Below are 25913 nucleotides of genomic sequence, written 5' to 3' on the forward strand. Positions count from 1 at the left end.
AAAGACCGGTATCCTCGCAGATACCGGTCTTTAACCAAGGATGGGCCTATCTTGTCAGGCCATCAATGGAGGTGCTTTCAGGCGTTCAGTTCTACCAGTGCCTTGGCCAGCTCGATCGGTTCAAGCTCCTGGCCTTCCAGATCGGCGTTCCAGTTCGGGCCGACCAGTACATCGTCTTCATCCAGATCGTTGATCCAGATATCAAGGAACTCTTCCAGCTCGATCACTTCCGGCTCATAGTCAGCCCACTCGTCCACGCAGTGCAGACGAGCATCTTCTTCGGCAGACCAGAGCGGCATCACATCGGCATCTTCAAATTCGGCGGAACGGCAGACGACCCAGTCTTCCCCATAGCGCAAACCCCACACCTGACCCGACTCGCGGACTTGTTCGATAAACAGTTGGAAATTGGCGTCAAGGTTGTCGTTAAGCATGCTCATGGGGCTCTCTCTTTCTTTCGGGTGCTGCGGCATTGTCGGGCGACAATACGATGGCCAAATGGTGTCGTAAAAGTGACATGGACTCAAGCATATTGGGGTTATTGATGGAAAAAAGCCGGGATAACCGCCATTTGCCTGCAAAAGCGCCTCCCGGGGGAGGCGCGTTATAACAACCTGGGATCAACGCTCCCAGTAAACCTCTTCCAGGCTGTCCTCTTTCTCCGGCAAGCCGCGCGAAAGACGAGGGCTGCTCTGGGCCAGCACTTCATAGCTGACACGGTTGGCGTACTTGCACACCTGAGCCAAAGAGGAGTAGGTGAGGAACTCGGAGATATGCTTGGCGGAGTTGGGCACATTCATCCGGTGATAGGAGTTGGCCACCATGTCGTGCAGCACGGCAGAAAGGGCGCCATCCCCTGCCCCGTTGGTGTTCTTGATCTTCTCCGGGCCACCCATGTACGGGGAGATGTGGGAGTAGATCCGGGCAGGCTTGCGGCACTTGGCGCGGGCCATCGGGCGGCTGAACTCATACATGTTGAACTCGGGGATAACGCCAGGCAACAGGGTATGGGTGGTTTCGCGCTTGTAATCTTCGTCGGTGTAGCTCGCCATATAGAGGCCAATGGGGCCCGCGGTGCAAAGCACCATGTCGGCCCAGTCGAGCGCCTTGTCGGCAGCACCGAGTGGATCTTTGATCCCGGTAAGGGCCTCACCTTCGTCTTCGTTCATCGCCAGCACGGTCACGTTCTCGGCAATGAAGTCACGCCACCACTGGGGGTTTTCGTCGATGACAAAGCGGGTACCCAGGGTCAAGATGACCGGCACCCCGGCCTCGCGAGCATGGCGCACGGCGGCCATCGCGGCCTCTTTCATCGGGTCACCATCATCACCACGCACCAGATAGGCGGTAATAACCAGGGCCGAAGCACCTTTGATCACCTCTGCAGGGATATGATTGACATCCAGCTGATTCATCTTGCCGGCGTTGATACCAAAACTGCGCTCACCGCACTCGGTGATGAAGGTAAAACAGCGACCGATGGGGCCATCGACCGGCTGCAAATAGTCGAGATTGACGCGGGAAGAGGTGTTGCACAGATAGCGGTAGGCGTAGCAGCCGATGCGAATATCCTGACTCATCACACCCAGCAGGATGGAGTGAGAATCCGCCAGCACCGAGTAGTTGTGAACCGTGTTGCCGATGGTGCCACCGGCAAACTCGCTCACCACCATATTGTTGGCTTTGAGCTCATCATAAATCCGTTCAGCCACGTCATCCTTGATCACCACAGAATGACCTTTGCTCAAACCATAACGGGTCAGAAAGTCTTCATCCACATGGGCTTCGATATCTACCAGGGTCTGATCGATCCCGACCACATAGGCTTTGCCCAATTCGGTCAACAGCGGATTGTGCGATACCAGCGGATCACGTCTGTCGACAGGGAAATAGTGTTTGGACTTGCGCTGACCGGGAAATTTCATGGCAATGTTCTGTGCTCTGGGGGAAAGAGGGGCGGGATTTTAACACAATCCGCCGCCCCGAAAAGTCGCCCTGATTAAATTCTGGGGTCAGTATAGCCAAGGGCTATCAGAGAAAACGTTTGTCTTTTCACCATAAAAAAACCACCCCGCCCGGGGTGGTTCTCACGCACAAAAAAGCATCGGTTTTCAGGCTGCCACAACGCCCTGCAACAGTGCCAGCACCGAGAAAAGCCCGAGGGCGAGCCAGAACAGCAAGGTCCCCACAAAACGGGGCACATTGGGCGCTTTCGGGATCTGGATACCGATGGCATGGAGGATGCGGCCGACCAGCAACATGGCACCGCCGGCATGCAACCAGAGCGCATCCGCACCGGCAAGCTCACACAGCGCCATCAGCAGCAGGGTCAGCGGTACATACTCGGCGAAGTTGCCATGAGCACGGATCGCCGCCAGCAGCTCGGGAGCCTCCCCCTGCCCTATCATCACCCCGAACTGGGCGCGGCGTCTGACCACCCAAAAAGAGAGCCCCAAAAACAGCAACCCCAGCAGGCCTGCATAAATCAGCGTGATATGGATCATCTTGTCACTCCTGCTATTACAAGGTGCACTCAGGCCAGCTCGCGGCAGATCAGAGAGACCATCATCCTGATATGGGCCTGATCGCTGTTGAGTGCCGGAATATATTCAAATTGTTCGCCACCCGCTTCCATGAAAATCTCCCGGTTCTGCACCTGGATCTCTTCCAGGGTTTCCAGGCAATCAGCGGAAAACGCCGGGCAGATCACATCGAGCCGCTTGATCCCGCTCGCAGGCAACCCTTCGATGGTCACGTCTGTGTAAGGCTTGAGCCACTCCTCCTTGCCAAAGCGGGACTGGAAACTGGCCGTCCACTGCCCGGCCTCCAGCCCGAGCGCCTCGGCCAGCAAGCTGGCGGTATGGCGACACTGGTGACCATAGGGGTCCCCTTCGTTCTCGTAGCGCTCGGGAATGCCGTGGAACGACATCAGCAGGTGATCACCCTGACCGTGCTGCTCCCAGTGACGGCGCACACTCATGGCCAGCGCCTGTATGTATTCGGGATGGGCGTGATAATCACGAATGAGCCGTACCACCGGCAGATTGCGCTCTTTCTTCATTGCCTTGCCCCAGGCATCAAAGACCGAGGCGGTGGTACTGACCGAATATTGCGGATAGAGCGGCAACAGGATCACCCGGTTGACCCCTTTGGCCTTGAGCGCCTGCCAGCCATCATTCACTGACGGAGAACCATAGGTCATCGCCAGCTCCACCGGCACCTCAACGCCCTCCCGCTTGAGCTCCTGCTCCAGTGCGGCGCGCTGCTGCTTGCTTATCACCATCAGCGGCGAGCCCTGCTCGGTCCACACCTGCTGATAGAGCTTGGCCACTTTGGGCGAGCGCGTCGGCAAGATGATGAAGTGGAGCAGCGGGCACCAGAGGTAACGGGGCAGGTCCACCACACGGGGATCGTGCAGGAACTGGCTGAGGAACGCTTTGACGGCAGCGGTGGTCGGTGCGGCTGGGGTACCCAGATTGACCAGCAATATTCCGGTTTTCGTGGTCACGTTGGCTTCCTGTCTATCTGTCATTATGCAAAAAGGGCCCGACAGGGCCCTTCTCTTTATTTATCTGATGGCACGGGAAACAGTGCCGGCAGCAAAGATCAGCCCAGAATGGTGGCAAGCTGCTTGCTGACCAGATCAACCGGCTGGGTGCCGTCGATCTTGACGTAACGGGTGTGGCCCGCTTCCGCCTCTTTGCCGTAGAAACCGATCAGCGGCGCGGTCTGCTGATGATATACATCCAGACGCTTGCGTACTGTGGTCTCTTCGTCGTCGGCGCGGATCACCAGATCTTCACCGGTCACGTCATCCTTGCCTTCCACTTTCGGCGGGTTGAACACCACGTGGTAGGTACGGCCGGAGCCGGAGTGAACGCGACGGCCGCTCATGCGCTTGACGATCTCTTCGTCCGGCACATCGAACTCCAGCACGAAATCAACCACGACACCGGCGTCCTTCATGGCTTGCGCCTGGGGAATGGTGCGCGGGAAACCGTCCAACAGGAAGCCTTTGGCGCAGTCCGGCTGAGCGATGCGCTCTTTGACCAGACCGATAATGATGTCGTCAGAGACCAGCTGACCTGCGTCCATCACAGCTTTGGCTTTCAGACCGAGCTCGGTGCCCGCTTTGATCGCCGCACGCAGCATGTCGCCGGTGGAGATCTGGGGAATACCGTGGTTTTCCATGATGAACTGAGCCTGAGTACCTTTGCCGGCGCCCGGAGCCCCCAACAGAACAATGCGCATACACGCTCCTATTGATTGGTTATTCAAATATTGCGAAGGCAAAAAAGTACACGGTTTCGCCCGTTTCTACAAGCTCGAGCCGCCTGAGTGAGCAGTTTCTCACCATTATTGCCCGCTGACCGAACAGGATTTCACCGTAAGGAAGATGCGCAAAAATAATGAGGGTTTACGCAGAGTGAGCCAATTGGCTGTCAGCAGGCTCGCGATAAAAAAATCCCGGCTCAGGGCCGGGAATTGCGCTCAAAAATAACTACTTGTCGCTCGTAGTAGGAACAGGGCAATCGTAGTGTGCCCCCTGTGCGTCAACAACTGTCAGATGTGACAGGCAGACCGCTATGGAACCGGAACTGCGGATCCGATGAGCAGATAAGCTCGGCTTCGAGCTTGCCAAAGAAGGCCACCCGCTCGCTGATATCCTCCCCCGCATACTGTTCGGCCAGGTTCAGGTAATCCTGATAGTGGCGCGCCTCGGAGCGCAGTAAAGAGATATAGAAGCGGCTCAGCTCTTCATCCAGATGGGGGGCCAGCTTGGCAAACCGCTCGCAGGAGCGCGCCTCGATGTAGGCGCCGATGATCATCTTGTCGACAATGGTGGCCGGTTCATGGGTGCGCACATGCTGCATCAGCTGGCGGGCATAACGGGAGGCCGTCACCGGCCCGTATTCGATGCCGCGGGCCTGCATGATCTCCAGCACCTGCTCGAAATGATGCAGCTCCTCCTGAATGAGCCGCACCATGGGAAACAGCAACGGATTGCGTTCCAGCTCGGCAAAGACGGTGCGATCAGACTCTCCCATGCTGCGTTTTCCCAGGATCTCGGCCTTCTCCGGGATGGCATCCAGCTCGCGATAGAACTCCAGTTTGGGCAGCAGATGACGCTTGCCCTTGGGCAGGCAGTAGCGGCGCACCAGACTGTGGGCAGTGAGCGCGGCCTTGGTCTCGCAGTTGGCGTGATCGATGAGCAGGGTCGGCAAACGGGCCGGATCCCGCGCCATCTCGACCCACTCATCCGGGGTCTCGCACTGCAGAAACTGGCGCACAGGGGCTAGCAGATCGTCCATCACAACTCTCGTCGGTTAAAAGCGTATCGGTCATACAGGTTGGCCTCTATGCTAACGGATCCGGCCTGACATGCCCATATCCAACAAAATAAGTGCTTACTTTTCAATCTCATGTGCACTACTTTTGCCATCCCCACCGAGCAGACATAACAATGGGGGCCTTAGCCCCCATCTCATCTCAAGCACCGCCAGCGAAAACGTTTAACTTCCTTCGTTAAAAATTTCCAGATTGCTGGTGCCTTCCTGCCACTCACGCACCGCTTTGGTGTCATCGTTGCGCAGGGCATTGAGGTGATCCAGATAGGATTGGTCCACGTCGGAGGTGACGTAATGGCCGTTGAACACCGATGTCTCAAAGTGGCGCAGATCCGGGTTGAGCTCCCGCACTGCCTCTTCCAGATCTTCCAGATCCTGGAAAATCAGGCCGTCGGCACCAATCAGCGCGCACACCTCTTCCACTTCACGGCCATGGGCGATCAGCTCGTTGGCGGTGGGCATGTCAATGCCATAGACGTTGGGGAAACGGATCTCCGGCGCCGCCGAGGCGAAGTAGACCTTGGCGGCACCCGCTTCACGGGCCATCTGGATGATCTGCTCGGAGGTGGTACCACGTACGATGGAGTCATCCACCAGCAATACCTTCTTGCCCTTGAATTCGGAACCAATGGCATTGAGCTTGCGACGTACCGACTTCTTGCGCTGGGTCTGGCCCGGCATGATGAAGGTACGGCCGATGTAGCGGTTCTTAACGAAGCCCTGACGATATGGCAGGTTGAGGGTGTGGGCTATTTCCAGTGCCACGTCACAGGAGGTCTCGGGGATGGGGATAACCACATCGACGTCGAGATCTTCCCATTCGCGGGCAATCTTCTGACCCAGCTTGCGACCCATGTTGAGACGAGCGGCATACACTGACACCTTGTCGATGCACGAGTCAGGACGAGCAAAGTAGACATATTCGAAGATGCAGGTACTCATCTGCGGATTCTCCGCACACTGCTCGGAGAAGAGCTGCCCCTGCTCGGTGATGTAGATGGCTTCACCCGGTGCAATATCCCGCACCGTCTCGAAACCGATGGCATCGAGTGCCACGCTCTCGGACGCCAGCATGTACTCCAGATGCCCTTGCTCGTCCTGACGACGACCGAGGATCAGCGGGCGGATGCCGTTGGGATCGCGAAAGCCAATCAGGCCATGACCAATCACCAGCAAGACCACCGCATAAGCGCCGCGGATCTGCTGATGGGTTCTGCGCACCGCAGCGAAGATATCTTCGGGACGCAGAGCCATCTTGTCACAGAGATCCAGCTCGTGGGCCAGCACATTCAACAACACTTCCGAATCAGAGGTGGTATTGATGTGACGGCGGGCGACCTTGAACTGCTGCTCTTTGAGATCCTTGGCGTTGGTGAGGTTGCCGTTATGGGCCAGCACCATGCCGTAGGGAGAGTTCACATAAAAAGGTTGGGCTTCCGCGGCACTGGAACTGCCTGCGGTGGGGTATCTGACATGACCTATGCCGATGTTCCCCTGCAGACGCTGCATATGCCGCACTTCAAACACATCCTTCACCAGGCCATTGGCCTTGCGTTGCCGGAAGTTTCCACTATCAATGGTCACGATCCCGGCGGCATCCTGTCCCCTGTGCTGCAACACCGTCAAGGCGTCGTAGAGGGCCTGATTGACGGGGGTGGTGCCAACTATACCGACAATACCGCACATGTCTTTGCTACCTCGAAGTCACTGTACCTGTTGAAGAAAGCTTGATGAGTTCAACATGAACCCGAAAAACCACTGGATCACCGGTTTGAACTCCGGCACCAGTTTGGACGCCACCCACCAGTCGCTCTGGGAGAGGCTGGTGAAGGTATCCATAAAAAACAACAGGGCACTGACAATCAGTACCCCGCGAATTGCACCGAAGCAGACCCCCAGCACCCGATCGGTGCCAGAGAGCCCGGTTTTTTCAACCAGCAACCCCACTACGTAGTTCACCACTCCCCCCAGGATCAGGGTCGCGACGAACAAGGCCGCAATAGCCAGCCCATTGCGCACCATGGCATCGGAGAACGAAGTGAAATAGACGGCGAGATCGGGATAGAAATGGCTGGCAATAAAGAAGGCGATAAACCAGGTGACGAGAGACATGGCCTCCTTGACGAAGCCGCGCACCAGGCTGATGAGAGCAGAAAAACCGACGATGCCGATGATGGTGTAATCAATCCAGACCATAGAAAAAGATGTCCTGCGAAATTGCGGCGCAGTCTAACAAAAACGATTGCGCATTGCTTGATAAAATTGTGTTAACTGTTCAAAGCAGTGCCGAACAGCCGCATTTTTTCAGCACTAAAACGGTTGATCGGCGCCAGAATGCACAACGCCATGGCAATGCCATGGCGTTGTGGTCAGCGGCGTGAGCTTACCCGATGTGGGTCAGGCCACCCATGTAGGATTGCAGCGCAGCCGGGATGGCGATGCGGCCATCTTCCTGCTGGTAGTTCTCCATCACGGCAACCAGAGTACGACCCACCGCCAGACCGGAACCGTTCAAGGTGTGCAGCAGCTGCGGCTTGCCGTCGATGCGCACGCGAGCCTGCATGCGGCGCGCCTGGAAGTCGGTGCAGTTGGAGACAGAGGAGATCTCGCGGTAGGTGTTCTGGGCCGGCAGCCACACTTCCAGATCGTAGGTCTTGGAGGCGCAGAAGCCCATGTCACCGGTAGAGAGCGCCATCACGCGATACGGCAGCTCCAGCAGTTGCAGTACCTTCTCGGCGTGGCCGACCATCTCTTCCAGCGCTTCCCAGGATTGCTCCGGGTGAACCAGCTGAACCATCTCGACCTTGTCGAACTGGTGCATACGGATGAGGCCACGGGTATCACGACCGTAGGAACCGGCTTCAGAACGGAAGCAGGGGCTGTGAGCGGTCATCTTGATCGGCAGCTCTTGCGCGTCAAAAATCTCGTCACGGGCCATGTTGGTGAGCGGCACTTCAGAGGTCGGGATCAGCGAGAACTTGCGCACCTTGCCCTCTTCTTCCCCTTCGCCCTCGATACCGGTATTAAACAGGTCTTGAGCAAATTTTGGCAACTGACCGGTGCCATAGAGGCTGTCCGGGTTCACCAGATAAGGCACGTAGCACTCGGTATAACCGTGCTGCAGGGTGTGCAGGTCCAGCATGAACTGGGCCAGGGCGCGGTGCAGACGGGCAATCTGACCCTTCATCACCACGAAACGGGTACCGGAGAGCTTGACGCCATTCTTGAAGTCAACGCCCTTGGCCGCTTCGCCCAGATCGATATGGTCGCGTACCGGGAAGCTGAACTCGCGCGGGGTACCCCAGCGACGTGCTTCCACGTTGTCATTCTCGTCACGGCCAACCGGGGTGGTCTCGCTCGGCAGGTTCGGGATCGCATCAGCAATGGCTTTCAGCTGGGCCAGCAGGGTATCCAGCTCGACCTTGCTGGTCTCCAGCTCGTCGTTGATCTTGGTCACTTCAGCCTTGAGCGGGGCAACATCTTCACCACGACGGGCAGCTTCACCGATGGATTTGGAGCGGGCGTTGCGCTCGGCCTGCAGCTCCTGAGTGCGGGACTGCAGATCCTTGCGTTTCTCTTCCAGAGCATTGACAGCCACTACGTCCAGAACGTAGCCACGTGTCGCCAGACGAGCGGCAGCCTCTTCGATATCGCTGCGCAGATATTTGGGATCCAGCATGGTTTACCTACTTTTTTTAAAATGGGATCTGGGCCTGAGTCATCATGACGGGCTGGGAAACAGATCCGGAAGTTAACATCGGTTGGCGCACCCCAATCGTCTTCAGGATCGGGCCTTAACAATCAGGCCTTCGAAATCAGGAAGATGGCGCGAGGCCAAGACAAACGGGGTCGGATGGGCAGTGTAGCAGACCGCCCCCCCGCCCGAACAGGGACTATTTGTGTCGTTTTTACCGACGTTGGCACACACACCGTCCTGCATATTCAAACGCCTGACCAATTTTCAGCCATGCGAGGTAACAAAGGGGCTATTTGCCCCGTTGCTGCGGGCTCTGCCGATCCAGCTCATGAAGATAATCGAGCTTTTGACCGATCTGCTTTTCAAGGCCGCGATCGGTGGGCTGGTAGTACTGCTTGCCAGCCAGTTCTGGTGGGAGATAGTCCTCACCCGCGGCATAGGCGCCCGGTTCGTCATGGGCATAGCGATACTCGGCGCCGTAGCCCAGCTCGCTCATCAGCTTGGTGGGTGCGTTGCGAAGATGGGGCGGCACCTCGAAGTCAGGGAGGTTTTTGGCATCATTAAGTGCCGCCTTCCAGGCGGTATAGACCGCATTGCTCTTCGGGGCGCAGGCGAGATAGACGATCGCCTGGGCGATGGCGCGCTCCCCTTCCGCTGGACCGATCCGATGGAAGCAATCCCATGCCGACAGGGCGACCTGCATGGCACGGGGATCGGCATTGCCCACATCTTCCGAGGCAATCGCCAGCAAGCGGCGGGCAATATAGAGCGGATCGCAACCGGCGCTCACCATGCGGGCATACCAGTAGAGCGCCGCATCCGGCGCCGAGCCGCGAATGGACTTGTGCACCGCCGAGATGAGGTCGTAGAAGTGATCCCCCCCCTTGTCGAAGCGGGCCACATGCTCCCCCACCACGGCGGCGAGCAGGGCGCTGTCAATTTGCTTGTGACCACTGCTATCTTGCTCGGCCATGTCGGCCAACAGCTCCAGATAGTTGAGGGATTTGCGCCCGTCTCCCTCCACCGCCTTGGCCAGCGCCTCTTTGACGCCGGGGGCAAAGGTGAGCGCCGGATCATTGAGACCACGGGGATCCTGCATCGCCTGATCGATCATGGCGAGGATGTCGCGCTCTTCCAGCCGCTTGAGCAGATAGACCCGGGCCCGGGAGAGCAGTGCGTTATTGAGTTCGAACGAGGGATTTTCGGTGGTGGCACCGATAAAGGTGATGGTGCCATCTTCGATGTGAGGCAGGAACACATCCTGCTGGCTCTTGTTGAAGCGGTGCACTTCATCCACGAACAGTATGGTGCGTACCCCGCGCCAGCTGTTCTCCTTCGCCTTGTCGATGGCGGCGCGGATCTCCTTGATGCCGGAGGTGACCGCAGAGAGCCGCTCCACTTCCGCTTGGCAGTAATGGGCCATCAGCTCCGCCAGGGTGGTCTTGCCGGTACCGGGCGGCCCCCACAGGATCATCGAGTGGCAGTGCCCCGCCAGGATCGCTTTGCGCAGGGGCTTGTCAGCCCCCAGGATATGTTGCTGACCGATATACTGGTCGAGGTTTTGCGGCCGCATCCGGGCCGCCAGCGGACGAAAGTCCGATGAGAAATCCAGCGACAAGTTGCTCATCTGTATTGACCGTTCAGTATCACGGATAGCGCCATGGAAAAACGGTCCGACGAGAAATCCAATGAGAGGTTACTCATCTGTATTGACCACCCAGCGTCACGCCACCCGCCTTTGGCAGACGCAGTGGCGAGCAATCCAACGACCGTGTGCGCATTAGCGCTGGTCGTCCAGCTCGACCCCCTTCGGGATCTTGAACACAAATTCGTTGCCCTTGAGCAGCGGCTTGCGGTTGAAACTACTCAGGGTGAATTCGCTCCACTGCCCTTGCGCCTCTTTCACATCGAAACGGCTGATGTTGTTGGCCCGATCGAAGGTGACGCGGAAGGAGGCGATCAGCTCGTCCTTGTTACGGCTGGTGACGGTATAGACATCCCCTTGCTGGGTCACGTCATAGTTCTTCCAAAACTTGTCGTCATTACCGGCGATCAGAATGAAGGGGGTATTGAGTACCGCATCCTTCAGCTTGAGAGCGGTAACCTGCTCGACGAAGGGATCATAGACCCACACATCCTGACCATCGGCCACGATCAGGCTCTCGTCCGGTGAGGTGGTGTGCCAGTTGAAACGATTGGGACGCTGCACCAACAGATCGCCGCTGGCCTTTTGCAGCTCCTTGCCCTTGCTGTCATAGACGGTCTGGGCAAACTTGGCGGAGAAGAGGCTGACATCTGCCAGCTTTTGCTTGAGGTCGCTGGCCGCATCGGCCCACACCTGGCTACTGGCCATCAGCAGCACGGTACCCATCAACAGTTGTTTTTTCATCACGCTCTTCATAAAGACGCTCTCGATAAAAGGCCACGCCCGTGGAGGGCATGGCCAGGGATTGTATGAAACGGTGAGGCTTAGTCCCGCACCGGTGGCGGTGCCAGCACGTCGCGCTGACCATTGCCACCCGGTGAGCTGACGATGCCCTGATTCTCCATCTGCTCGATGAGACGGGCCGCCCGGTTGTAACCTATTTTGAACTTGCGCTGGACGCTGGAGGTCGAGCCACGACGTGACTCCACCACAAAGGCGACCGCTTCGTCGAACAAGGGGTCGAGCTCTTCATCGCCACCGCCGCCAAACTCGCTGCTGCCACCCTCACTGCTTTCACCGGCGAGGATCTCCTCGATATAATTTGGCTCGCCGCGCAGTTTCCAGTCTGCCACTACCTTGTGCACCTCGTGGTCATCGACAAAGGCGCCGTGCACCCGGGTCGGGTTGGAGGTACCGGCCGGCATGTAGAGCATGTCGCCCATACCGAGCAGAGATTCAGCACCGCCCTGATCGATAATGGTGCGGGAATCGATCTTGCTCGATACCTGGAACGAGATGCGGGTCGGGATGTTGGCCTTGATAAGACCGGTAATGACATCCACCGACGGGCGCTGGGTCGCCAGAATAAGGTGAATACCGGCCGCTCGTGCCTTCTGGGCGATCCGGGCAATCAGCTCTTCCACCTTCTTGCCGACGATCATCATCATGTCGGCAAATTCATCCACCACCACCACGATGTGGGGCAGCTTCTCCAGCTCCGGCGCTATCTGATCCATGGAGTCACCCGGACGCCACAGCGGATCACGCAAAGGCTCACCTGCGGCGGCCGCTGCCAACACCTTGTCGTTGTAGCCCTTGAGGTTACGCACCCCGACTGCCGACATCAGCTTGTAACGGCGCTCCATCTCGCCCACGCACCAGCGCAGGGCGTTGGCAGCGTCCTTCATGTCGGTGACCACCTCGGTCAGCAGATGGGGGATCCCTTCGTAGACCGAGAGTTCCAGCATCTTGGGATCGATCATGATAAAGCGCAGATCATCGGGGGATGACTTATAGAGCATCGAGATGATCATGGTATTGACCCCCACCGACTTACCGGAACCTGTAGTACCGGCCACCAGCAGGTGGGGCATCTTGGCCAGGTTCACCACTACCGGCTCCCCTGCGATGTCCTGACCCAAGCCCATGGAAAGAGGGTGATGGCTATCGCGAAATGCATCGCAGTCGAGGGTTTCGCGCAGGTAGACCGTCTGGCGCACCCGGTTGGGCAGTTCGATACCGACGAAGGTCTTGCCCGGGATCACTTCCACCACCCGCACACTGCTGGCCGAGAGGGAACGGGCCAAATCCCGCGACAGGTTGGTGATCTTGCTCGCCTTCATGCCTGGCGCCAGATCCAGCTCGAAACGGGTGATGACCGGGCCTGGATAGACGCCAACCACCTTGGCCTGCACGTTGTAATCGGCCAGCTTGGCCTCAACCAGACGGGCCATACGATCCAGCTCGTCCTTGCTCATCATCTGGGTCTTGGCAGGCGGGCGGTCGAGCAGCTCGATGCTTGGCAAAGGAGCCATAGCTGGCTGAGGGCGGCGCTTGGGTTTGCCCGGTGTGACGACGGCGGGTGCAGGGGCATCTTCGTTCCCCTCCGCCCAAGGCAGATCCAGCTCATCCTCATCGTCATCATCGGCCACAGCCAGTACCGGCTGACGGCGACCATTGGCGGCAGCCACCGCACGCTTGGGCTTGGCAGCAGGGGCTGGCTCGTCATCTTCATCATCAAATTGCGGATCGAACTCGAAGGTGTCGTCGTCCAGCTCCGGCAGCCACTCTTCAGCGGCCGCCTTCTGATCTTTGGCCTTGGGTCGACGAGTCCAGCTGCTGTGGGGCTCATCGTCCTCGTCATCAAACTCTATGGTCCCTACCCCGCCTTCCAGCAAGGGATCCGGCCCCTCGTTGCGGGGTTGACGCCAGCCGCCAGTCAACCAGCGGCCGAGGGTGGTCGGGAAGTGGTAAATCGCGCTGACCGAACCGGTGCAGGTCGCACCGATCCGCTCGACAATGGTGAGCCAGGACCAGCCGGTAAACAGGGTAATGCCGGTTGCCACGAAGCAGAGCAGCATCAGGTTGGCCCCGACACCGCCAAACAGCGGCACCACCGCAGAGGCGATCACATCCCCCACCAGACCACCGGCGGAGAAATTCTGCATATCGTTGAAGTTCATGCTGGCAATGGCCGACATGCCAAGCACGGTCAGGATAAAGCCGATGATCCGCACCCCCAGGGTGAGGTAATCCACCTCAAGCAAGCGGCTGGGGCGCCAGAACAAGCTCCAGCCCAGCAATACCACCAGCGGCGGCACCAGATAGGAAAAAGCACCGAAGGTGAACATGGTGATGTCGGCGAGCCAGGCTCCGGCGCTGCCGGAGAGGTTCTTCACCTCCCCCTGCCAGGAGGTCTGGGACCAGCCGGGATCGGCGGGATGATAGGACAACAGGGCAAGCAGAAGATACGCGGCCATCAGGGTGATGGCGATCAAGACGGCTTCGAAGATCCGTTGTGTACCTGATAAAGGAGTAAACAGCTTTTTATCGGCCAAACTCCGGCTCCTTTCTGAAAACATGTAATGCAGGAAATAGGGGGCCTAGTATCCCCGAAAAGCCCACCGATTGTCAGCCAATGCCTGATGGGACGGGGCTATATTTGCACTTCTCTTTACAAGAAGAAACGAGCGGACCGGCCGCTCGTTTCTGACTGTCATGGTGCCTCATATGGACAATACACCACGGCATAACCTGCTTTATCGGGTGCTGATCACCAGACGACAGCTCTGCTTGACCTCTTCCATCACCACATAGGTGCGGGTGTCGTTGACACCGGGCAGACGCAGCAGGGTTTCACCCAACAGGCGTCGGTAGGCCGACATGTCGCTGACTCGGGTCTTGAGCAGATAGTCGAAATCACCGGAGACCAGATGACACTCCTGGATCTCTTCGAGCACCTGAACAGCCTTGTTAAACTGTTCAAATACATCGGGCGCCCCGCGATTAAGGGTTATCTCGACAAACACCAGCAGAGATGCATCCAGATAATGAGGGTTCAGAATAGCGGCATATCCTTCGATATAACCTTGTCGCTCAAGGCGACGAACCCGTTCCAGACACGGTGTAGGACTTAGGCCAACTCGTTTGGACAACTCAACATTCGAAATCCTGCCATCCTTTTGCAGTTCATTGAGAATGTTGCGGTCAATCCTGTCCAAATCCTTTAGCCGACTCTTAGCTTCCATCATTTTATTCCATCCTTTGGCTATTTTTTGGTAAGAATCACCAGTCATTTTATAATTATGGTCACAAATCCTGTCAATACCTGAATATACTAGGCGCAAATGTTGGTTAACATTTTGGCAACATGAAACACCAATCGATAGACGAGGGATAGCATGATTATCGGTGTACCTAAAGAGATAAAAAACCATGAATACCGCGTAGGCATGGTTCCGGCCAGTGTACGTGAACTGACAGCACGAAACCATACTGTTTTCGTCCAAAGCGGTGCCGGAAACGGCATTGGCTTCAGCGATACAGATTATATTGCTGTTGGTGCCGAAATTTTGGCCTCTGCCGCAGAGGTTTTCGCCAAAGCCGAGATGATCGTCAAGGTCAAGGAACCTCAGCCGGTCGAATGTGCCATGCTGCGTCCGGGTCAAACCCTGTTCACCTACCTGCATCTGGCGCCAGACTTGCCCCAGACCGAAGCCCTGCTGCAAAGCGGCGCTATCTGTATTGCCTATGAAACCGTCACTGACAGCCGTGGCGGCCTGCCCCTGCTGGCTCCGATGTCAGAAGTCGCTGGACGCATGTCTATTCAGGCTGGCGCCCAGGCACTGGAAAAATCCCGCGGCGGAAGCGGCGTGTTACTCGGCGGTGTACCCGGTGTCGAACCGGCCAAGGTGGTGATCATCGGCGGCGGGGTGGTAGGCTCCAATGCGGCCCGCATGGCCATCGGCCTGCGCGCGGATGTCACCATCCTCGACAACAACATCGATACCCTGCGTCGTCTCGACAACGAGTTTCAGGGAGCAGCCAAGGTGGTCTACTCCAATAGCGAGACCCTGGAGCGCCATCTGCTGGCAGCGGATCTGGTCATCGGCGGTGTATTGGTGCCGGGTGCCACTGCGCCAAAACTTGTCAGCCGTGACCACATTGCGCGCATGAAGCCGGGCTCTGCCATCGTCGATGTGGCCATCGATCAGGGCGGCTGTGTGGAGACCTCCCACGCCACCACCCATCAGGACCCGACCTATATCATCGATGAGGTGGTGCACTACTGTGTCGCCAACATGCCGGGGGCCGTTGCCCGAACCTCGACCGTGGCCCTCAACAATGCCACCCTCCCCTTCATCATTAAATTGGCTCAGCAAGGCTACCGCGACGCCCTGTTGTCAGACGTACACCTGCGTCATGGCCTCAACGTGATGAATGGCAAGCTGACTTGCAAGGAGGTAGCCGTGGCTCATGGCCTTGCCTATACGGATGCACTGACCCTGTTGAACTGATCTCTGCTGGCCTGCGCCAGTATTGATGAGTAAAAATCCGCCCGCGATGGGCGGTTTTTTTATCCCTTTATTTCGCGCTGTCACCCTTGCGCACACGATTAGTGCAATCGACTCACCAGCCTTTGACCGCAGATCACGAATTACCTACAATCGCGCAAACTCATCACATCCCGGAAATTACATCATGAGCCAAGTCACTCACAGCAAATTGCTGATCCTGGGCTCCGGCCCGGCCGGTTACACCGCAGCCGTCTACGCCGCCCGCGCCAACCTCAATCCCCTGCTCATCACCGGCATGCAGCAAGGTGGTCAGCTGACCACCACCACCGAAGTGGAAAACTGGCCAGGCGATCCGGAAGGTCTGACCGGCCCGGCGCTGATGGAACGCATGAAAGAGCATGCAGAGAAGTTCGATACCCGCATCCTGTTTGATCACATTAACAGTGTCGAACTGACCCAGCGCCCGTTCCGCCTCAAGGGCGACAACGGCGAATACACCTGCGATGCGCTGATCATCGCCACCGGCGCCTCCGCCAAGTATCTGGGCCTGCCCTCCGAAGAGGCCTTCAAGGGCCGCGGTGTTTCTGCCTGTGCCACCTGTGACGGTTTCTTCTACCGCAATCAGGAAGTGGCAGTGATCGGCGGCGGCAACACCGCTGTCGAAGAGGCGCTGTATCTGGCCAACATCGCCAAGAAAGTGCACCTCATTCACCGCCGCGACGAGTTCCGTGCCGAGAAGATCCTGATCAAGCGTCTGCACGACAAGGTCGCGAGCGGCAACATCGTGTTGCACACCCACCAGACCCTGGATGAAGTGCTGGGCGACCAGATGGGCGTCACCGGGGTGCGTCTGCGCAGCACTCAGGACAACAGCACCAGCGAGTTGCCATTGATGGGGGTTTTCATCGCCATCGGTCATCAGCCCAACACCCAGATCTTCGACGGTCAGCTGGAGATGAAAAACGGCTATCTGATCGTTCGTGGCGGACTGGATGGTTTTGCTACCCAGACCAGCATTGAAGGGGTGTTTGCCGCCGGTGACGTGGCCGATCACAACTACCGTCAGGCCATCACCTCTGCCGGTACTGGCTGCATGGCGGCACTCGATGCCGAACGCTACCTCGACGCCCAATAACACTCTGTCACCACACGTTAATGACTGCACAAAAGGTATACTCTGGTATACCTTTTGCTCTAAAAACCTAACCATCGCAGGGAATAAGCGCAATGACCAAGATCCTCCTGGTGGAAGATAGCCAGACCATCAGCCGCATGCTGGCTCAGGCAATTCGAAAGAGCCTTAATCTGGAGCTTGATGCTGTCTATACCCTGGCAGAGTGCCTGGCCAAACCCCATCAAGACTATTTTATTGCGCTCGTCGATTTGACACTGCCAGATGCCCCCAACGGAGAAGCTGCCAGAGAATTGCTGGCCCGCCATGTTCCCGTCATTATTCTCACCGCCAACCTTAACGAAGAGTCACGCAAGTACTGGTTAGAACAGGGGGCTCTGGATTACATCATCAAGGACTCACGATTCAGCGCGCAATACACTGTCAGTATGGTGCGCCGCCTCTCCAATAACCGTCACCTCGAAGTCATGGTGGTGGATGATTCCATACTCTCCCGCCATTACATTGCAAACCATTTGCGCCGTCAGTTACTCACCGTATGGGAAGCCGAATCGGGTCAACAGGCCCTTGACCTGCTCAAAGAGCACCCAGCCATTCGCCTGATTGTCACCGACTACCTGATGCCACATATGGATGGTATTGAGTTGGTACGCAGGCTGCGAGACCAGTTTGACAAGCAGTCACTGGCCATTCTTGGTCTCTCCAGTTCAGAAGATAAAACCCTCTCGGCCCGCTTTATTAAACTGGGGGCTAACGACTTTTTAAGTAAACCTTTTACGCCAGAAGAGCTCTACTGCCGTGTTGGGCATAATCTCGAAACCCTGGAGCTGATGGATACCATCCGCGACACCGCCAACCGTGATTACCTGACCAACCTCTACAACCGTCGCTTTCTGTTCGAGAATGGCAATAAATGGTTGCAAGAGCAGCCGAAGCTAACGGCATGTCTGCTCGATATTGATCATTTCAAGCGGGTGAACGATCACTATGGTCACCATGTCGGTGACAACGTCCTGAAGTTGGTCGCTCAGCAACTCGGCGAGTTCTTTAAAGGGGATCTGGTTGCCCGCCTGGGGGGAGAAGAGTTCTGTATTTTGAGCAAGCGCCCCGATTTTTATGGCCTCATTAACCAACTAGAACAATTCAGGCTAGCGATATCAGAATTAGCCATCGCATTCGAAGAGACCTTTTTTTCCATCACCATCAGCTTTGGTGTCACCAATATGGAGTCGGACGAGCTGGGCGTCTTGCTGAGCCATGCCGACCAGTTGCTCTATAAAGCCAAACATGCTGGCCGTAACTGTATCATGCAATACGAGCATCAGTAGCTCTTGTCAACCCGCACCCCATCATCGAAATAGAGAACGCGCACCTTGTCTCCATTGGCAAAGACCATGGCGGGATCATAATCCTGGATCACGTTGATAAGGGCATTTTGCTCGTTGCGGATCAGCAGCTCCACCAACTTGTTTTCCACCACAGTTCCCCCTGACTGGTATTGCTGCGCGGCCGCAGCCCCCGCCAGCGCCCCGACGGCGGTGGCGATTTCACGACCATGACCGCCACCAAACTGGTTGCCAAGCAGACCACCGAGCACAGCACCGCCCAACGTCTTCCAGCCAGAGTGCTCTGACTCCAGTATTTGACGCTGGGTAATATTGCGCACCGTTTCGACCTGGCCAAACACCACCTGATTGACCGGCCGCGCGGTATTGCGCTGGTAAACTTCCGCCCCGGCGGGCGCCGTGACAAAGCAGAGCAAGCTGGATACTATCAGGATAATGGCCTTCATCTATGAACCTCGTTGCCTTATGTCTCGCTATCTTACCCAACTGGATGATGAGCTTTGCTGGTTTCCCGACCCCAGCCATGCGCTGGAAGAGCCCAACGGCTTGCTGGCGATCGGCGGAGATCTCTCCCCGGCCAGATTGCTGGCAGCTTACCACAAGGGGATCTTCCCGTGGAATGAACCCCACCAACCGACCCTGTGGTGGTCACCGGATCCTCGCGGGGTGATCCGCCCCGACCAACTCCATGTGGGGCGGACATTGCAGAAGATTATCCGCCGCACCCCATTCGATATTTCCGTCAATCGCGCCTTTAATGAGGTAATCACCGCCTGCGCCGCCCCTCGTCGCACCGCTGATGGCACCTGGATCAGCTCACCGATGATCGAGGCCTATCAACAATTGCACCGGCTGGGCCATGCCCACTCCATCGAAATCTGGCAGGAGGGAGAGCTGCAAGCGGGGCTATATGGCCTCTCTATCGGCAGACTGTTTTGCGGGGAATCCATGTTCAGCCGGATTGATAACGGCGCCAAGCTGGCGATGGTGGCACTCTGCCGCCACTTTGCCCGCCATCGAGGTGCCCTCATCGATTGCCAGATGCAGAACCCGTTTCTGGCCACCCTGGGTATCGAGGAGTGGCCAAGGTCGCGCTTTCTGGCCGAGCTGGCGCGCCTTGGCCAGCAACCACTATTGGCTTCCTGCTGGCAAGAGGGAGAGATCAGCTTATGACTGAAGAAGTGATCCTCAAAGTAGGGCTGACCCCCAAGCATCCCTGCAGTTATCTGGACCATGAACAGGAGCAGTTGCTAGTGCTCATGGATCACAACCTGCTCAATGCCAACGGCTACGAGCGCTTGTTGACTGCCGGTTTTCGCCGCAGTGGCAACGACATCTATCGTCCCCACTGTTCCGCATGTCACGCCTGCCAATCTCTGCGTATTCACAGCGAACAATTTCGTCCGAGCCGCGGCCAGAAGCGGATCCGCCAGCTCAACAGGGATATCGAACTTGTCCTGAGTTACGATGACAAGCCCGAGTATTACCAGCTCTACGAACGCTATATTCGCGAACGCCACCATGATGGCAGCATGTATCCCCCCAACCGCAACCAGTACCGCGGCTTTCTCCATTGTGACTGGATGCCACCACTCTATCTGGAGATGCGCAAGGAGGGCCGCCTTATCGGCGTGGCCACCACAGATTTGCTGCCCCACTCCATGAGCGCCATGTACACCTTCTTCGACCCGGACTACGCCGATCGCTCCTTGGGCACCTTTGCCATCCTCTGTCAGCTCGATCTGGCCAGGCGTACCGGACGGAGCTGGCTCTATCTCGGCTATCTGGTGGAGGCGTGCCGCAAGATGAATTACAAGCGTAATTACCTGCCACACGAGCTGTTAATTCAGGGGGAATGGAAAAATATCGACACCAAGCCCGAGTAAACTTTACACATAGCCTTAAATCCGGCATGATCCAGCGGTTTTTTGTTGTGGCTTATCAAGAGGATTCAATGGCTAAAGAAGACAGTATTGAGATGCAGGGCACTATTCTCGAAACCCTGCCCAATACCATGTTCCGTGTGGAACTGGAGAATGGTCACGTGGTTATCGCTCATATTTCAGGCAAGATGCGCAAAAACTACATTCGTATCCTGACTGGAGACAAAGTAACGGTAGCACTGACACCCTACGATCTCTCCAAGGGACGTATTGTTTTCCGCTCTCGCTAAGCCAGGAATTCAGCAAAAAACCCCAACCTTATCGGTTGGGGTTTTTTGTCGTTTTCTGATCACTGACGCTTAGTGGGAAACAGCTTCAACATTGACCTGAAAATCAAAGCTGAGGCTGTCATTTACCAACTCAACCTTCACAATCCCCCCGTCAACTAATGAACCGAACAGGATCTCGTTGGCCAGGGGTTTCTTGAGGTGCTCCTGGATAACCCGACCCATCGGTCTGGCGCCCATGGCTCTGTCATATCCCTTCTCTGCCAACCAATGACGGGCTCGCTCAGACACCTCGAGAGAAACCCCCTTCGCATCCAGCTGCACCTGCAACTCAACAATGAACTTGTCGACCACTTGGTGGATCACCGCCATATCCAGGTGGTTAAACCAGATAGAGTGATCAAGTCGGTTACGAAACTCCGGACTGAACGTCTTGTTGATCACCGCCATGGCATCGTGGCTCAAATCCTGTTGCTGGAAGCCTATCGATTTGCGCTGGGTCTCCTGCACACCGGCGTTAGTGGTCATCACCAGAATGACGTTACGGAAATCTGCCTTACGCCCGTTGTTATCGGTCAGGGTGCCGTTGTCCATCACCTGCAGCAGCAGGTTAAACACATCGGGGTGTGCTTTCTCAATTTCGTCGAGCAACACCACCGAGTGGGGATGCTTGATCACCGCATCTGTCAGCAAACCGCCCTGCTCAAAACCGACGTAGCCGGGTGGCGCACCGATCAGTCGTGAAACAGTATGACGCTCCATGTACTCGGACATATCAAAGCGCAGCATCTCGACACCCAATGCTTTGCCCAACTGTTGGGTCACCTCTGTTTTACCGACACCGGTAGGGCCTGCAAACAGGAAGCAACCTACCGGACGACGTTCATTGCCAAGACCCGAGCGTGACAAGCGGATCGCGTCAGCCAGCACTTCGATAGCCTTGTCCTGACCAAAGACCACCATTTTGAGGTTACGCTCCAGGTGTTTCAGCACCTCTTTGTCAGAGGAGGAGACTGATTTCTCTGGAATGCGGGCAATCTTGGCCACAATGGACTCAATCTCCTGCACATTGATCACTTTCTTGCGTTTGCTCGCTGGCAGTAACCGTTGGCCAGCGCCGGCCTCATCGATCACATCGATCGCTTTGTCAGGCAGGTGGCGATCGTTAATGTACTTGGCGGAAAGCTCGGCAGCCGCACGGATCGCCTTGGCGGTGTAACGCACCCCATGGTGTGCTTCATAGCGACTTTTAAGGCCCATCAGAATGCGGGTGGTGTCATCCACCGTCGGCTCGACAACATCGATCTTCTGGAAGCGACGCGCTAATGCACGATCTTTTTCAAAGACCTGAGCATATTCCTGATAAGTGGTTGACCCCACACAGCGCAGCAAACCATTGGAAAGTAACGGCTTGATAAGGTTAGCCGCATCCAACTGCCCACCGGATGCCGCTCCGGCACCAATGATGGTATGGATCTCGTCAATGAAGAGAATGGCACCTTCCTGACGCTCAATCTGCTTGAGCAGTACCTTGAGGCGCTTCTCGAAGTCGCCGCGATACTTGGTGCCAGCTAGCAGAGAACCCATATCCAGCGAATAGATGGTGCTACCGGCTATCACCTCGGGCACATCGCCCTTGACGATCCGGTAGGCCAACCCTTCGGCAATGGCAGTCTTGCCCACGCCCGCTTCACCCACCAGCAGTGGGTTGTTCTTGCGGCGACGGCAGAGCACCTGGATAGTCCGACTGAGCTCCTGGTCACGACCAATCAGCGGATCAATGCGTCCCTCCAGCACCAGCTGGTTGAGGTTGGTGGCAAAGCTTTCTATCTGGGCAGCCGAGACATCGTCATCAGACTCGGGATTATTGTTACTGCTGATATCCGGTTTGCTATCCTTGCGCACCCCATGGGAGAGGAAATTGACCACATCAAGGCGGCTTATCTCGGATTTTTTCAGAAAATAGGCAGCTTGAGACTCTTGCTCACTGAAGATGGCGACCAACACGTTGGCACCGCTGACTTCGGTATTGCCAGACGATTGCACATGGAACACTGCGCGTTGCAGCACACGCTGAAAGCCCAGGGTTGGCTGAGTTTCACGATCTTCGTCATCGCGAGGGATAAGCGGGGTTGTTTGGGTGATGAATGCGCGGATCTCCTTGCGCATCAGCTCGATATCGGCACCACAGGAGCTCAGCGCTTCATGAGCTGAACTGTTATCCAGAAGGGCTAACAACAGGTGCTCGACAGTCATGAATTCATGGCGCTCATCACGGGCCAGTTTGAAAGCCTCGTTCAGCGTCTTTTCTAGATCTTTATTCAACATAGGCACCTCCCCTAGTACAGCAGCAATGTGGTGTCACACTCGCCATCAACTCATCGAATTCAAGCCTTTTCCATAGTACATAGCAGTGGATGTTCGTTGTTACGTGAATAGGTGTTGACTTGGACTACCTTGGTTTCAGCTATTTCTGCAGTAAACATGCCACAGACCCCTTTACCACTATAATGCACGCTCAGCATGACCTGAGTCGCCTTGTCCAAATCCATACCAAAGAACTTTTGCAGCACCTCTACCACAAATTCCATTGGCGTATAGTCATCGTTGTTTAACACAACTTTATACATGGATGGCGGCTGCAGTTTGGTTTTCTCTGCCTCTGCTAGTTCTTCATTAGCAAAGAGTTCTTTCTGCTTGCTCATAATCGCGCTTTGGTACCTCTAGATTACTACCGTCTAACACAAGGTTGTCAATAGACTTGTTAACCAGATCACATCAGCTGTTAACAACTCCTTGACTCGCTCAAAACTTAGACTAAATTGATTACTTGCTAATCTGTGCCCGTCTGCTACGGGCTCATGTCCCTAGTTATAATGGGCTGGCGCAGGTTACTCAACGACTTCTGGGTAATCAATAAAAGGATGTAGAAGTATGGCAACCGGCACAGTTAAGTGGTTTAACAACGCAAAAGGATTTGGGTTTATCTGTCCGGAAGGAGGCGGTGAAGATATCTTCGCTCACTACTCCACCATTAAGATGGAGGGCTACAAGACCTTGAAAGCAGGTCAGGCCGTCAATTTTGAGCTGCAACAGGGGCCGAAAGGGAATCACGCCTCTCTTATTGTGCCAAACGAAGCACAAAATATGTAAATAACACCCGTTGGATAAATAAAAAACCGGTTCCTCTTTGAGCAACCGGTTTTTTATTGTCAGATTTCTGGCGCATCCTGCATCCTCACGGGATCACAGGGTTATCGCCAGCCATGATCAGTCATGATATTCGCTGCAGGCAATCAGGGTGTTTTCCATCAGGCTGGCCACTGTCATGGGGCCCACGCCACCGGGTACCGGTGTGATGAAGGCTGCATGGCTGCGGGCCGTCTCAAACTCCACATCGCCAACCAAAGAACCATCCGCCAGACGGTTGATACCCACATCGATCACCAACGCCCCCGGCTTTACCCACTCACCGGGAATGAAGTTGGGCTTGCCTACCGCGACCACCAGCAGATCGGCACGGCGCACCTGATCTTCCAGATCCCGGGTAAAGCGGTGACAAGTAGTGGTAGTACAGCCCGCCAACAACAACTCCAGGGTCATGGGGCGACCAACGATATTGGAAGCGCCCACCACGACCGCATGCAGGCCATGGGTCTTCACGCCGGTCGTCTCAATGAGCGTCATGATCCCTTTCGGGGTACAGGGGCGCAGCGCTGGAATACGCTGAGCCAGCCGACCCACATTATAAGGGTGGAAACCGTCAACATCCTTGTCAGGATTGATCCGCTCCAGCACTTGAGTGGTATCGAAGTGACCCGGTAACGGCAACTGAACAAGAATGCCGTCTACCTGGCTGTCGGCATTCAGCTTATCGATCAACGCCAGCAGATCTTCCTGACTCGCGGCCGCACTCAGATCATAAGAGCAGGAGAGAAAACCAACCTCTTCGCACGCCCGGCGTTTGCTGCCGACATAGACCTGAGAGGCGGGGTCAGCCCCCACCAGAATGACTGCCAGCCCGGGAGCCCGTTTCCCTGCCGCCAGCCGCTGTTGCACTTGCGCCGCGACCTGGCTACGAATCGTTTGCGCAACCTGTTTTCCATCTATGATTTTGGCAGACATCGTTCTCCACTCACCCTCTGTTCAACTGCCGCGCATTGTCGCATTTTTTTAGCCGGGATGTTAGCGGCAGACGCTCGTCAGGCCTGTAGCGGGCAATAAGTAGGCACTTGAATTTACTAGGGGAAAAAGTCATTGACGCTAGCCGGTACGCTTGGCTATGATGCCCGCCCGTTGCCCAGTACATCTCTTGTCGATATGCTGGTCAGGGTTTTTCGGTGATTAGCGCAGTCCGGTAGCGCATCTGGTTTGGGACCAGAGGGTCAAAGGTTCGAATCCTTTATCACCGACCATGTTCATCGACTTGCTGCTGCAGCAGGTCGATACAGAGCGCCCTTAGCTCAGTCGGATAGAGCAACGGCCTTCTAAGCCGTGGGTCGCAGGTTCGAATCCTGCAGGGCGCACCATTTGAGATGTGTTTGAAATCAGTGCAATAACGACGGATACAGTGACTTATCACGCACTCGTTATTTATTGCCTCGATCTTCCTGATAAACACAAATGGTAAAAAAGTTCAGTGGTGGCTGTAGCTCAGTTGGTAGAGTCCCGGATTGTGATTCCGGTTGTCGTGGGTTCGAGCCCCATCAGCCACCCCATTATTATCTGTTTCGTGGTTAGCCATCCCTTTTCTAACCTCGTCCAGACCGTCAGAATGACTGACAGCGTGCAGTGATTGCACAATTTGAAACCGGCCTTGTGCCGGTTTTTCTGTATATGCCTTTTTAACTCCTGCCCTAAATAGGCAACCGGGAGGTATCTTGGCAAATCTCGCAGAAAAAATGGCGCCTAAGCCGCATGATGGAGTAACAACCCTCATCTGCGCTCAGGCGCCACCCGCATCAGGACGGGACGTTCTCTTCCGGCATCCAGCTCTCGGCGTTCTCCCACACTTCCTGCACCATGGCTTCAGCCAGCTCTTTGTCTTCTTTACTGGCACGGCTGACGGTCAGGGCCATGGCGCTGCCGGGGGCAACCCGCACGTGGATGTCGGGAAACTTCTCACCAAGCTGCTTGAGCAGCTCCTGACGCAGCGCCTCCATGGTCAAGGTCGGGATCTGGTGTTTTCTATCGATGATGATTTCAAGACGCATAGGGTACTTCTCCATGATTTATAACTGTATTTTTATCCAGTATTAAAGAGAAGTAAAGGGGCATC

At 56.2% G+C, this 25913-nt stretch carries 26 protein-coding genes and 3 tRNA genes; 11 read left to right on the forward strand and 18 right to left on the reverse strand.

Translation table 11 applies throughout. From position 1 onward, the window contains the following. Positions 1–77: 77 nt before the first annotated feature. From BN4575_RS12760 to BN4575_RS12795, 8 genes are all read right to left on the reverse strand, one after another. Positions 78–440: a DUF2750 domain-containing protein gene (locus BN4575_RS12760; protein ID WP_042023959.1), complete on the reverse strand. Its 363-nt coding sequence runs from the start codon at positions 438–440 to the stop codon at positions 78–80. A gap of 180 nt (positions 441–620) precedes the next feature. Beyond that, positions 621–1925, reverse strand: a complete 1305-nt coding sequence (locus BN4575_RS12765; protein WP_042023960.1) for an inosine/guanosine kinase — start codon at positions 1923–1925, stop codon at positions 621–623. Between the two features lie 186 nt (positions 1926–2111). Further along, on the reverse strand, positions 2112–2504 hold the full coding sequence (locus BN4575_RS12770) for an MAPEG family protein (RefSeq protein WP_068978436.1): 393 nt from the start codon (positions 2502–2504) through the stop codon (positions 2112–2114). Between the two features lie 29 nt (positions 2505–2533). After that, positions 2534–3508 (reverse strand): ferrochelatase, encoded by a 975-nt coding sequence (gene hemH / locus BN4575_RS12775; protein WP_068978437.1) that lies wholly within the window; start codon positions 3506–3508, stop codon positions 2534–2536. 98 nt (positions 3509–3606) lie between these two features. Next, complete coding sequence (adk, locus tag BN4575_RS12780) at positions 3607–4251, reverse strand: adenylate kinase (RefSeq protein ID WP_068978438.1); 645 nt, start codon at positions 4249–4251, stop codon at positions 3607–3609. Between the two features lie 302 nt (positions 4252–4553). After that, positions 4554–5312, reverse strand: coding sequence for a tRNA isopentenyl-2-thiomethyl-A-37 hydroxylase MiaE (locus BN4575_RS12785; RefSeq protein ID WP_068978439.1), 759 nt, complete (start codon positions 5310–5312; stop codon positions 4554–4556). Between the two features lie 201 nt (positions 5313–5513). After that, entirely contained in the window at positions 5514–7034 is a 1521-nt protein-coding gene (gene purF / locus BN4575_RS12790) for an amidophosphoribosyltransferase (RefSeq protein WP_068978440.1), read from the reverse strand. Positions 7035–7052: 18 nt separating this feature from the next. Beyond that, positions 7053–7544 (reverse strand): CvpA family protein, encoded by a 492-nt coding sequence (locus BN4575_RS12795; RefSeq protein ID WP_042023984.1) that lies wholly within the window; start codon positions 7542–7544, stop codon positions 7053–7055. Positions 7545–7552: 8 nt separating this feature from the next. Between BN4575_RS12795 and BN4575_RS22090 the strand changes: the two genes are divergently transcribed. Then, positions 7553–7729, forward strand: coding sequence for a hypothetical protein (locus tag BN4575_RS22090; protein ID WP_176716435.1), 177 nt, complete (start codon positions 7553–7555; stop codon positions 7727–7729). Between the two features lie 2 nt (positions 7730–7731). Here BN4575_RS22090 and serS read toward each other — a convergent pair whose 3' ends face one another. The 5 genes from serS to lrp form a co-directional block, all read right to left on the reverse strand. Continuing rightward, positions 7732–9027, reverse strand: coding sequence for a serine--tRNA ligase (gene serS, locus BN4575_RS12800; RefSeq protein WP_068978441.1), 1296 nt, complete (start codon positions 9025–9027; stop codon positions 7732–7734). 307 nt (positions 9028–9334) lie between these two features. After that, entirely contained in the window at positions 9335–10672 is a 1338-nt protein-coding gene (locus BN4575_RS12805; RefSeq protein WP_141689789.1) for a replication-associated recombination protein A, read from the reverse strand. A 153-nt stretch (positions 10673–10825) separates the two neighbouring features. Beyond that, positions 10826–11434 carry an outer membrane lipoprotein chaperone LolA gene (gene lolA, locus BN4575_RS12810; protein ID WP_068978502.1) on the reverse strand — a complete coding sequence of 203 codons (609 nt, stop codon included), beginning with the start codon at positions 11432–11434 and terminating at the stop codon, positions 10826–10828. A gap of 80 nt (positions 11435–11514) precedes the next feature. Continuing rightward, positions 11515–14028 carry a DNA translocase FtsK gene (locus BN4575_RS12815; protein WP_068978443.1) on the reverse strand — a complete coding sequence of 838 codons (2514 nt, stop codon included), beginning with the start codon at positions 14026–14028 and terminating at the stop codon, positions 11515–11517. Positions 14029–14229: 201 nt separating this feature from the next. Beyond that, positions 14230–14721, reverse strand: a complete 492-nt coding sequence (gene lrp, locus BN4575_RS12820) for a leucine-responsive transcriptional regulator Lrp (protein ID WP_042023989.1) — start codon at positions 14719–14721, stop codon at positions 14230–14232. A gap of 150 nt (positions 14722–14871) precedes the next feature. On the opposite strand from lrp, the gene ald reads away from it, so the two are divergent. From ald to BN4575_RS12835, 3 genes are all read left to right on the forward strand, one after another. Beyond that, entirely contained in the window at positions 14872–15987 is a 1116-nt protein-coding gene (ald, locus tag BN4575_RS12825; RefSeq protein ID WP_068978444.1) for an alanine dehydrogenase, read from the forward strand. Positions 15988–16171: 184 nt separating this feature from the next. Beyond that, positions 16172–17122: a thioredoxin-disulfide reductase gene (gene trxB, locus BN4575_RS12830; RefSeq protein WP_068978445.1), complete on the forward strand. Its 951-nt coding sequence runs from the start codon at positions 16172–16174 to the stop codon at positions 17120–17122. Between the two features lie 92 nt (positions 17123–17214). After that, positions 17215–18447, forward strand: coding sequence for a diguanylate cyclase (locus BN4575_RS12835; RefSeq protein ID WP_068978446.1), 1233 nt, complete (start codon positions 17215–17217; stop codon positions 18445–18447). On the opposite strand, the gene BN4575_RS12840 is transcribed toward BN4575_RS12835, so the two are convergent. Then, positions 18441–18911: a glycine zipper 2TM domain-containing protein gene (locus BN4575_RS12840; protein WP_068978447.1), complete on the reverse strand. Its 471-nt coding sequence runs from the start codon at positions 18909–18911 to the stop codon at positions 18441–18443. The genes BN4575_RS12835 and BN4575_RS12840 overlap by 7 nt on opposite strands. 19 nt (positions 18912–18930) lie before the next feature. Here BN4575_RS12840 and aat point away from each other — a divergent pair, with 19 nt between their 5' ends. The 3 genes from aat to infA all read left to right on the forward strand — a co-directional run bounded on the left by aat (position 18931) and on the right by infA (position 20638). Further along, on the forward strand, positions 18931–19638 hold the full coding sequence (gene aat, locus BN4575_RS12845) for a leucyl/phenylalanyl-tRNA--protein transferase (protein WP_068978448.1): 708 nt from the start codon (positions 18931–18933) through the stop codon (positions 19636–19638). Then, entirely contained in the window at positions 19635–20351 is a 717-nt protein-coding gene (locus BN4575_RS12850; RefSeq protein ID WP_042023995.1) for an arginyltransferase, read from the forward strand. Before aat ends, BN4575_RS12850 begins: the two co-directional genes overlap by 4 nt. Before the next feature lie 68 nt (positions 20352–20419). After that, positions 20420–20638, forward strand: coding sequence for a translation initiation factor IF-1 (infA, locus tag BN4575_RS12855; protein WP_005300033.1), 219 nt, complete (start codon positions 20420–20422; stop codon positions 20636–20638). Between the two features lie 69 nt (positions 20639–20707). On the opposite strand, the gene clpA is transcribed toward infA, so the two are convergent. Together clpA and clpS are read right to left on the reverse strand one after the other, a co-directional pair. Continuing rightward, on the reverse strand, positions 20708–22963 hold the full coding sequence (gene clpA, locus BN4575_RS12860; protein ID WP_068978449.1) for an ATP-dependent Clp protease ATP-binding subunit ClpA: 2256 nt from the start codon (positions 22961–22963) through the stop codon (positions 20708–20710). A gap of 59 nt (positions 22964–23022) precedes the next feature. Continuing rightward, complete coding sequence (gene clpS / locus BN4575_RS12865) at positions 23023–23340, reverse strand: ATP-dependent Clp protease adapter ClpS (RefSeq protein WP_042023997.1); 318 nt, start codon at positions 23338–23340, stop codon at positions 23023–23025. Positions 23341–23569: 229 nt separating this feature from the next. On the opposite strand from clpS, the gene cspD reads away from it, so the two are divergent. Further along, the gene (gene cspD / locus BN4575_RS12870; protein ID WP_042023999.1) at positions 23570–23788 is read left to right on the forward strand and encodes a cold shock-like protein CspD; all 219 of its coding nucleotides are present in this window, start codon (positions 23570–23572) and stop codon (positions 23786–23788) included. A 117-nt stretch (positions 23789–23905) separates the two neighbouring features. Here cspD and folD read toward each other — a convergent pair whose 3' ends face one another. Continuing rightward, a complete protein-coding gene (gene folD, locus BN4575_RS12875) occupies positions 23906–24760 on the reverse strand; it encodes a bifunctional methylenetetrahydrofolate dehydrogenase/methenyltetrahydrofolate cyclohydrolase FolD (protein ID WP_068978450.1) in 855 nt (284 codons plus the stop codon). Positions 24761–24973: 213 nt separating this feature from the next. Here folD and BN4575_RS12880 point away from each other — a divergent pair. From BN4575_RS12880 to BN4575_RS12890, 3 genes are all read left to right on the forward strand, one after another. After that, positions 24974–25050: transfer RNA gene (locus tag BN4575_RS12880), tRNA-Pro, on the forward strand. Between the two features lie 37 nt (positions 25051–25087). Next, positions 25088–25164: transfer RNA gene (locus BN4575_RS12885), tRNA-Arg, on the forward strand. 113 nt (positions 25165–25277) lie between these two features. After that, a tRNA-His gene (locus BN4575_RS12890) sits at positions 25278–25353 on the forward strand. A gap of 243 nt (positions 25354–25596) precedes the next feature. Here the strand turns inward: BN4575_RS12890 and BN4575_RS12895 are convergent. Beyond that, the gene (locus BN4575_RS12895; RefSeq protein ID WP_042024004.1) at positions 25597–25848 is read right to left on the reverse strand and encodes a DinI family protein; all 252 of its coding nucleotides are present in this window, start codon (positions 25846–25848) and stop codon (positions 25597–25599) included. Between the last annotated feature and the right edge of the window lie 65 nt (positions 25849–25913).

Source organism: Aeromonas sp. EERV15 (assembly GCF_900079845.1).
Taxonomy (GTDB): Bacteria; Pseudomonadota; Gammaproteobacteria; order Enterobacterales; family Aeromonadaceae; genus Aeromonas; species Aeromonas sobria.

Bases quoted from the DNA above. Each gene is read 5' to 3' on its own strand.
- adk (WP_068978438.1), bottom strand. From the start codon at position 4,251: ATGCGCATTGTTCTGTTGGGGGCTCCGGGCGCCGGCAAAGGTACTCAG.
- trxB (WP_068978445.1), top strand. From the start codon at position 16,172: ATGAGCCAAGTCACTCACAGCAAATTGCTGATCCTGGGCTCCGGCCCG.
- BN4575_RS12785 (WP_068978439.1), bottom strand. From the start codon at position 5,312: ATGGACGATCTGCTAGCCCCTGTGCGCCAGTTTCTGCAGTGCGAGACC.
- lrp (WP_042023989.1), bottom strand. From the start codon at position 14,721: ATGATGGAAGCTAAGAGTCGGCTAAAGGATTTGGACAGGATTGACCGC.
- clpA (WP_068978449.1), bottom strand. From the start codon at position 22,963: ATGTTGAATAAAGATCTAGAAAAGACGCTGAACGAGGCTTTCAAACTG.
- BN4575_RS22090 (WP_176716435.1), top strand. From the start codon at position 7,553: ATGTCCTGCGAAATTGCGGCGCAGTCTAACAAAAACGATTGCGCATTG.
- BN4575_RS12805 (WP_141689789.1), bottom strand. From the start codon at position 10,672: ATGAGCAACTTGTCGCTGGATTTCTCATCGGACTTTCGTCCGCTGGCG.
- ald (WP_068978444.1), top strand. From the start codon at position 14,872: ATGATTATCGGTGTACCTAAAGAGATAAAAAACCATGAATACCGCGTA.
- infA (WP_005300033.1), top strand. From the start codon at position 20,420: ATGGCTAAAGAAGACAGTATTGAGATGCAGGGCACTATTCTCGAAACC.
- BN4575_RS12895 (WP_042024004.1), bottom strand. From the start codon at position 25,848: ATGCGTCTTGAAATCATCATCGATAGAAAACACCAGATCCCGACCTTG.
- BN4575_RS12795 (WP_042023984.1), bottom strand. From the start codon at position 7,544: ATGGTCTGGATTGATTACACCATCATCGGCATCGTCGGTTTTTCTGCT.
- cspD (WP_042023999.1), top strand. From the start codon at position 23,570: ATGGCAACCGGCACAGTTAAGTGGTTTAACAACGCAAAAGGATTTGGG.
- aat (WP_068978448.1), top strand. From the start codon at position 18,931: ATGTCTCGCTATCTTACCCAACTGGATGATGAGCTTTGCTGGTTTCCC.
- serS (WP_068978441.1), bottom strand. From the start codon at position 9,027: ATGCTGGATCCCAAATATCTGCGCAGCGATATCGAAGAGGCTGCCGCT.
- clpS (WP_042023997.1), bottom strand. From the start codon at position 23,340: ATGAGCAAGCAGAAAGAACTCTTTGCTAATGAAGAACTAGCAGAGGCA.
- BN4575_RS12835 (WP_068978446.1), top strand. From the start codon at position 17,215: ATGACCAAGATCCTCCTGGTGGAAGATAGCCAGACCATCAGCCGCATG.
- BN4575_RS12770 (WP_068978436.1), bottom strand. From the start codon at position 2,504: ATGATCCATATCACGCTGATTTATGCAGGCCTGCTGGGGTTGCTGTTT.
- purF (WP_068978440.1), bottom strand. From the start codon at position 7,034: ATGTGCGGTATTGTCGGTATAGTTGGCACCACCCCCGTCAATCAGGCC.
- BN4575_RS12850 (WP_042023995.1), top strand. From the start codon at position 19,635: ATGACTGAAGAAGTGATCCTCAAAGTAGGGCTGACCCCCAAGCATCCC.
- BN4575_RS12760 (WP_042023959.1), bottom strand. From the start codon at position 440: ATGAGCATGCTTAACGACAACCTTGACGCCAATTTCCAACTGTTTATC.
- BN4575_RS12765 (WP_042023960.1), bottom strand. From the start codon at position 1,925: ATGAAATTTCCCGGTCAGCGCAAGTCCAAACACTATTTCCCTGTCGAC.
- lolA (WP_068978502.1), bottom strand. From the start codon at position 11,434: ATGAAAAAACAACTGTTGATGGGTACCGTGCTGCTGATGGCCAGTAGC.
- folD (WP_068978450.1), bottom strand. From the start codon at position 24,760: ATGTCTGCCAAAATCATAGATGGAAAACAGGTTGCGCAAACGATTCGT.
- BN4575_RS12840 (WP_068978447.1), bottom strand. From the start codon at position 18,911: ATGAAGGCCATTATCCTGATAGTATCCAGCTTGCTCTGCTTTGTCACG.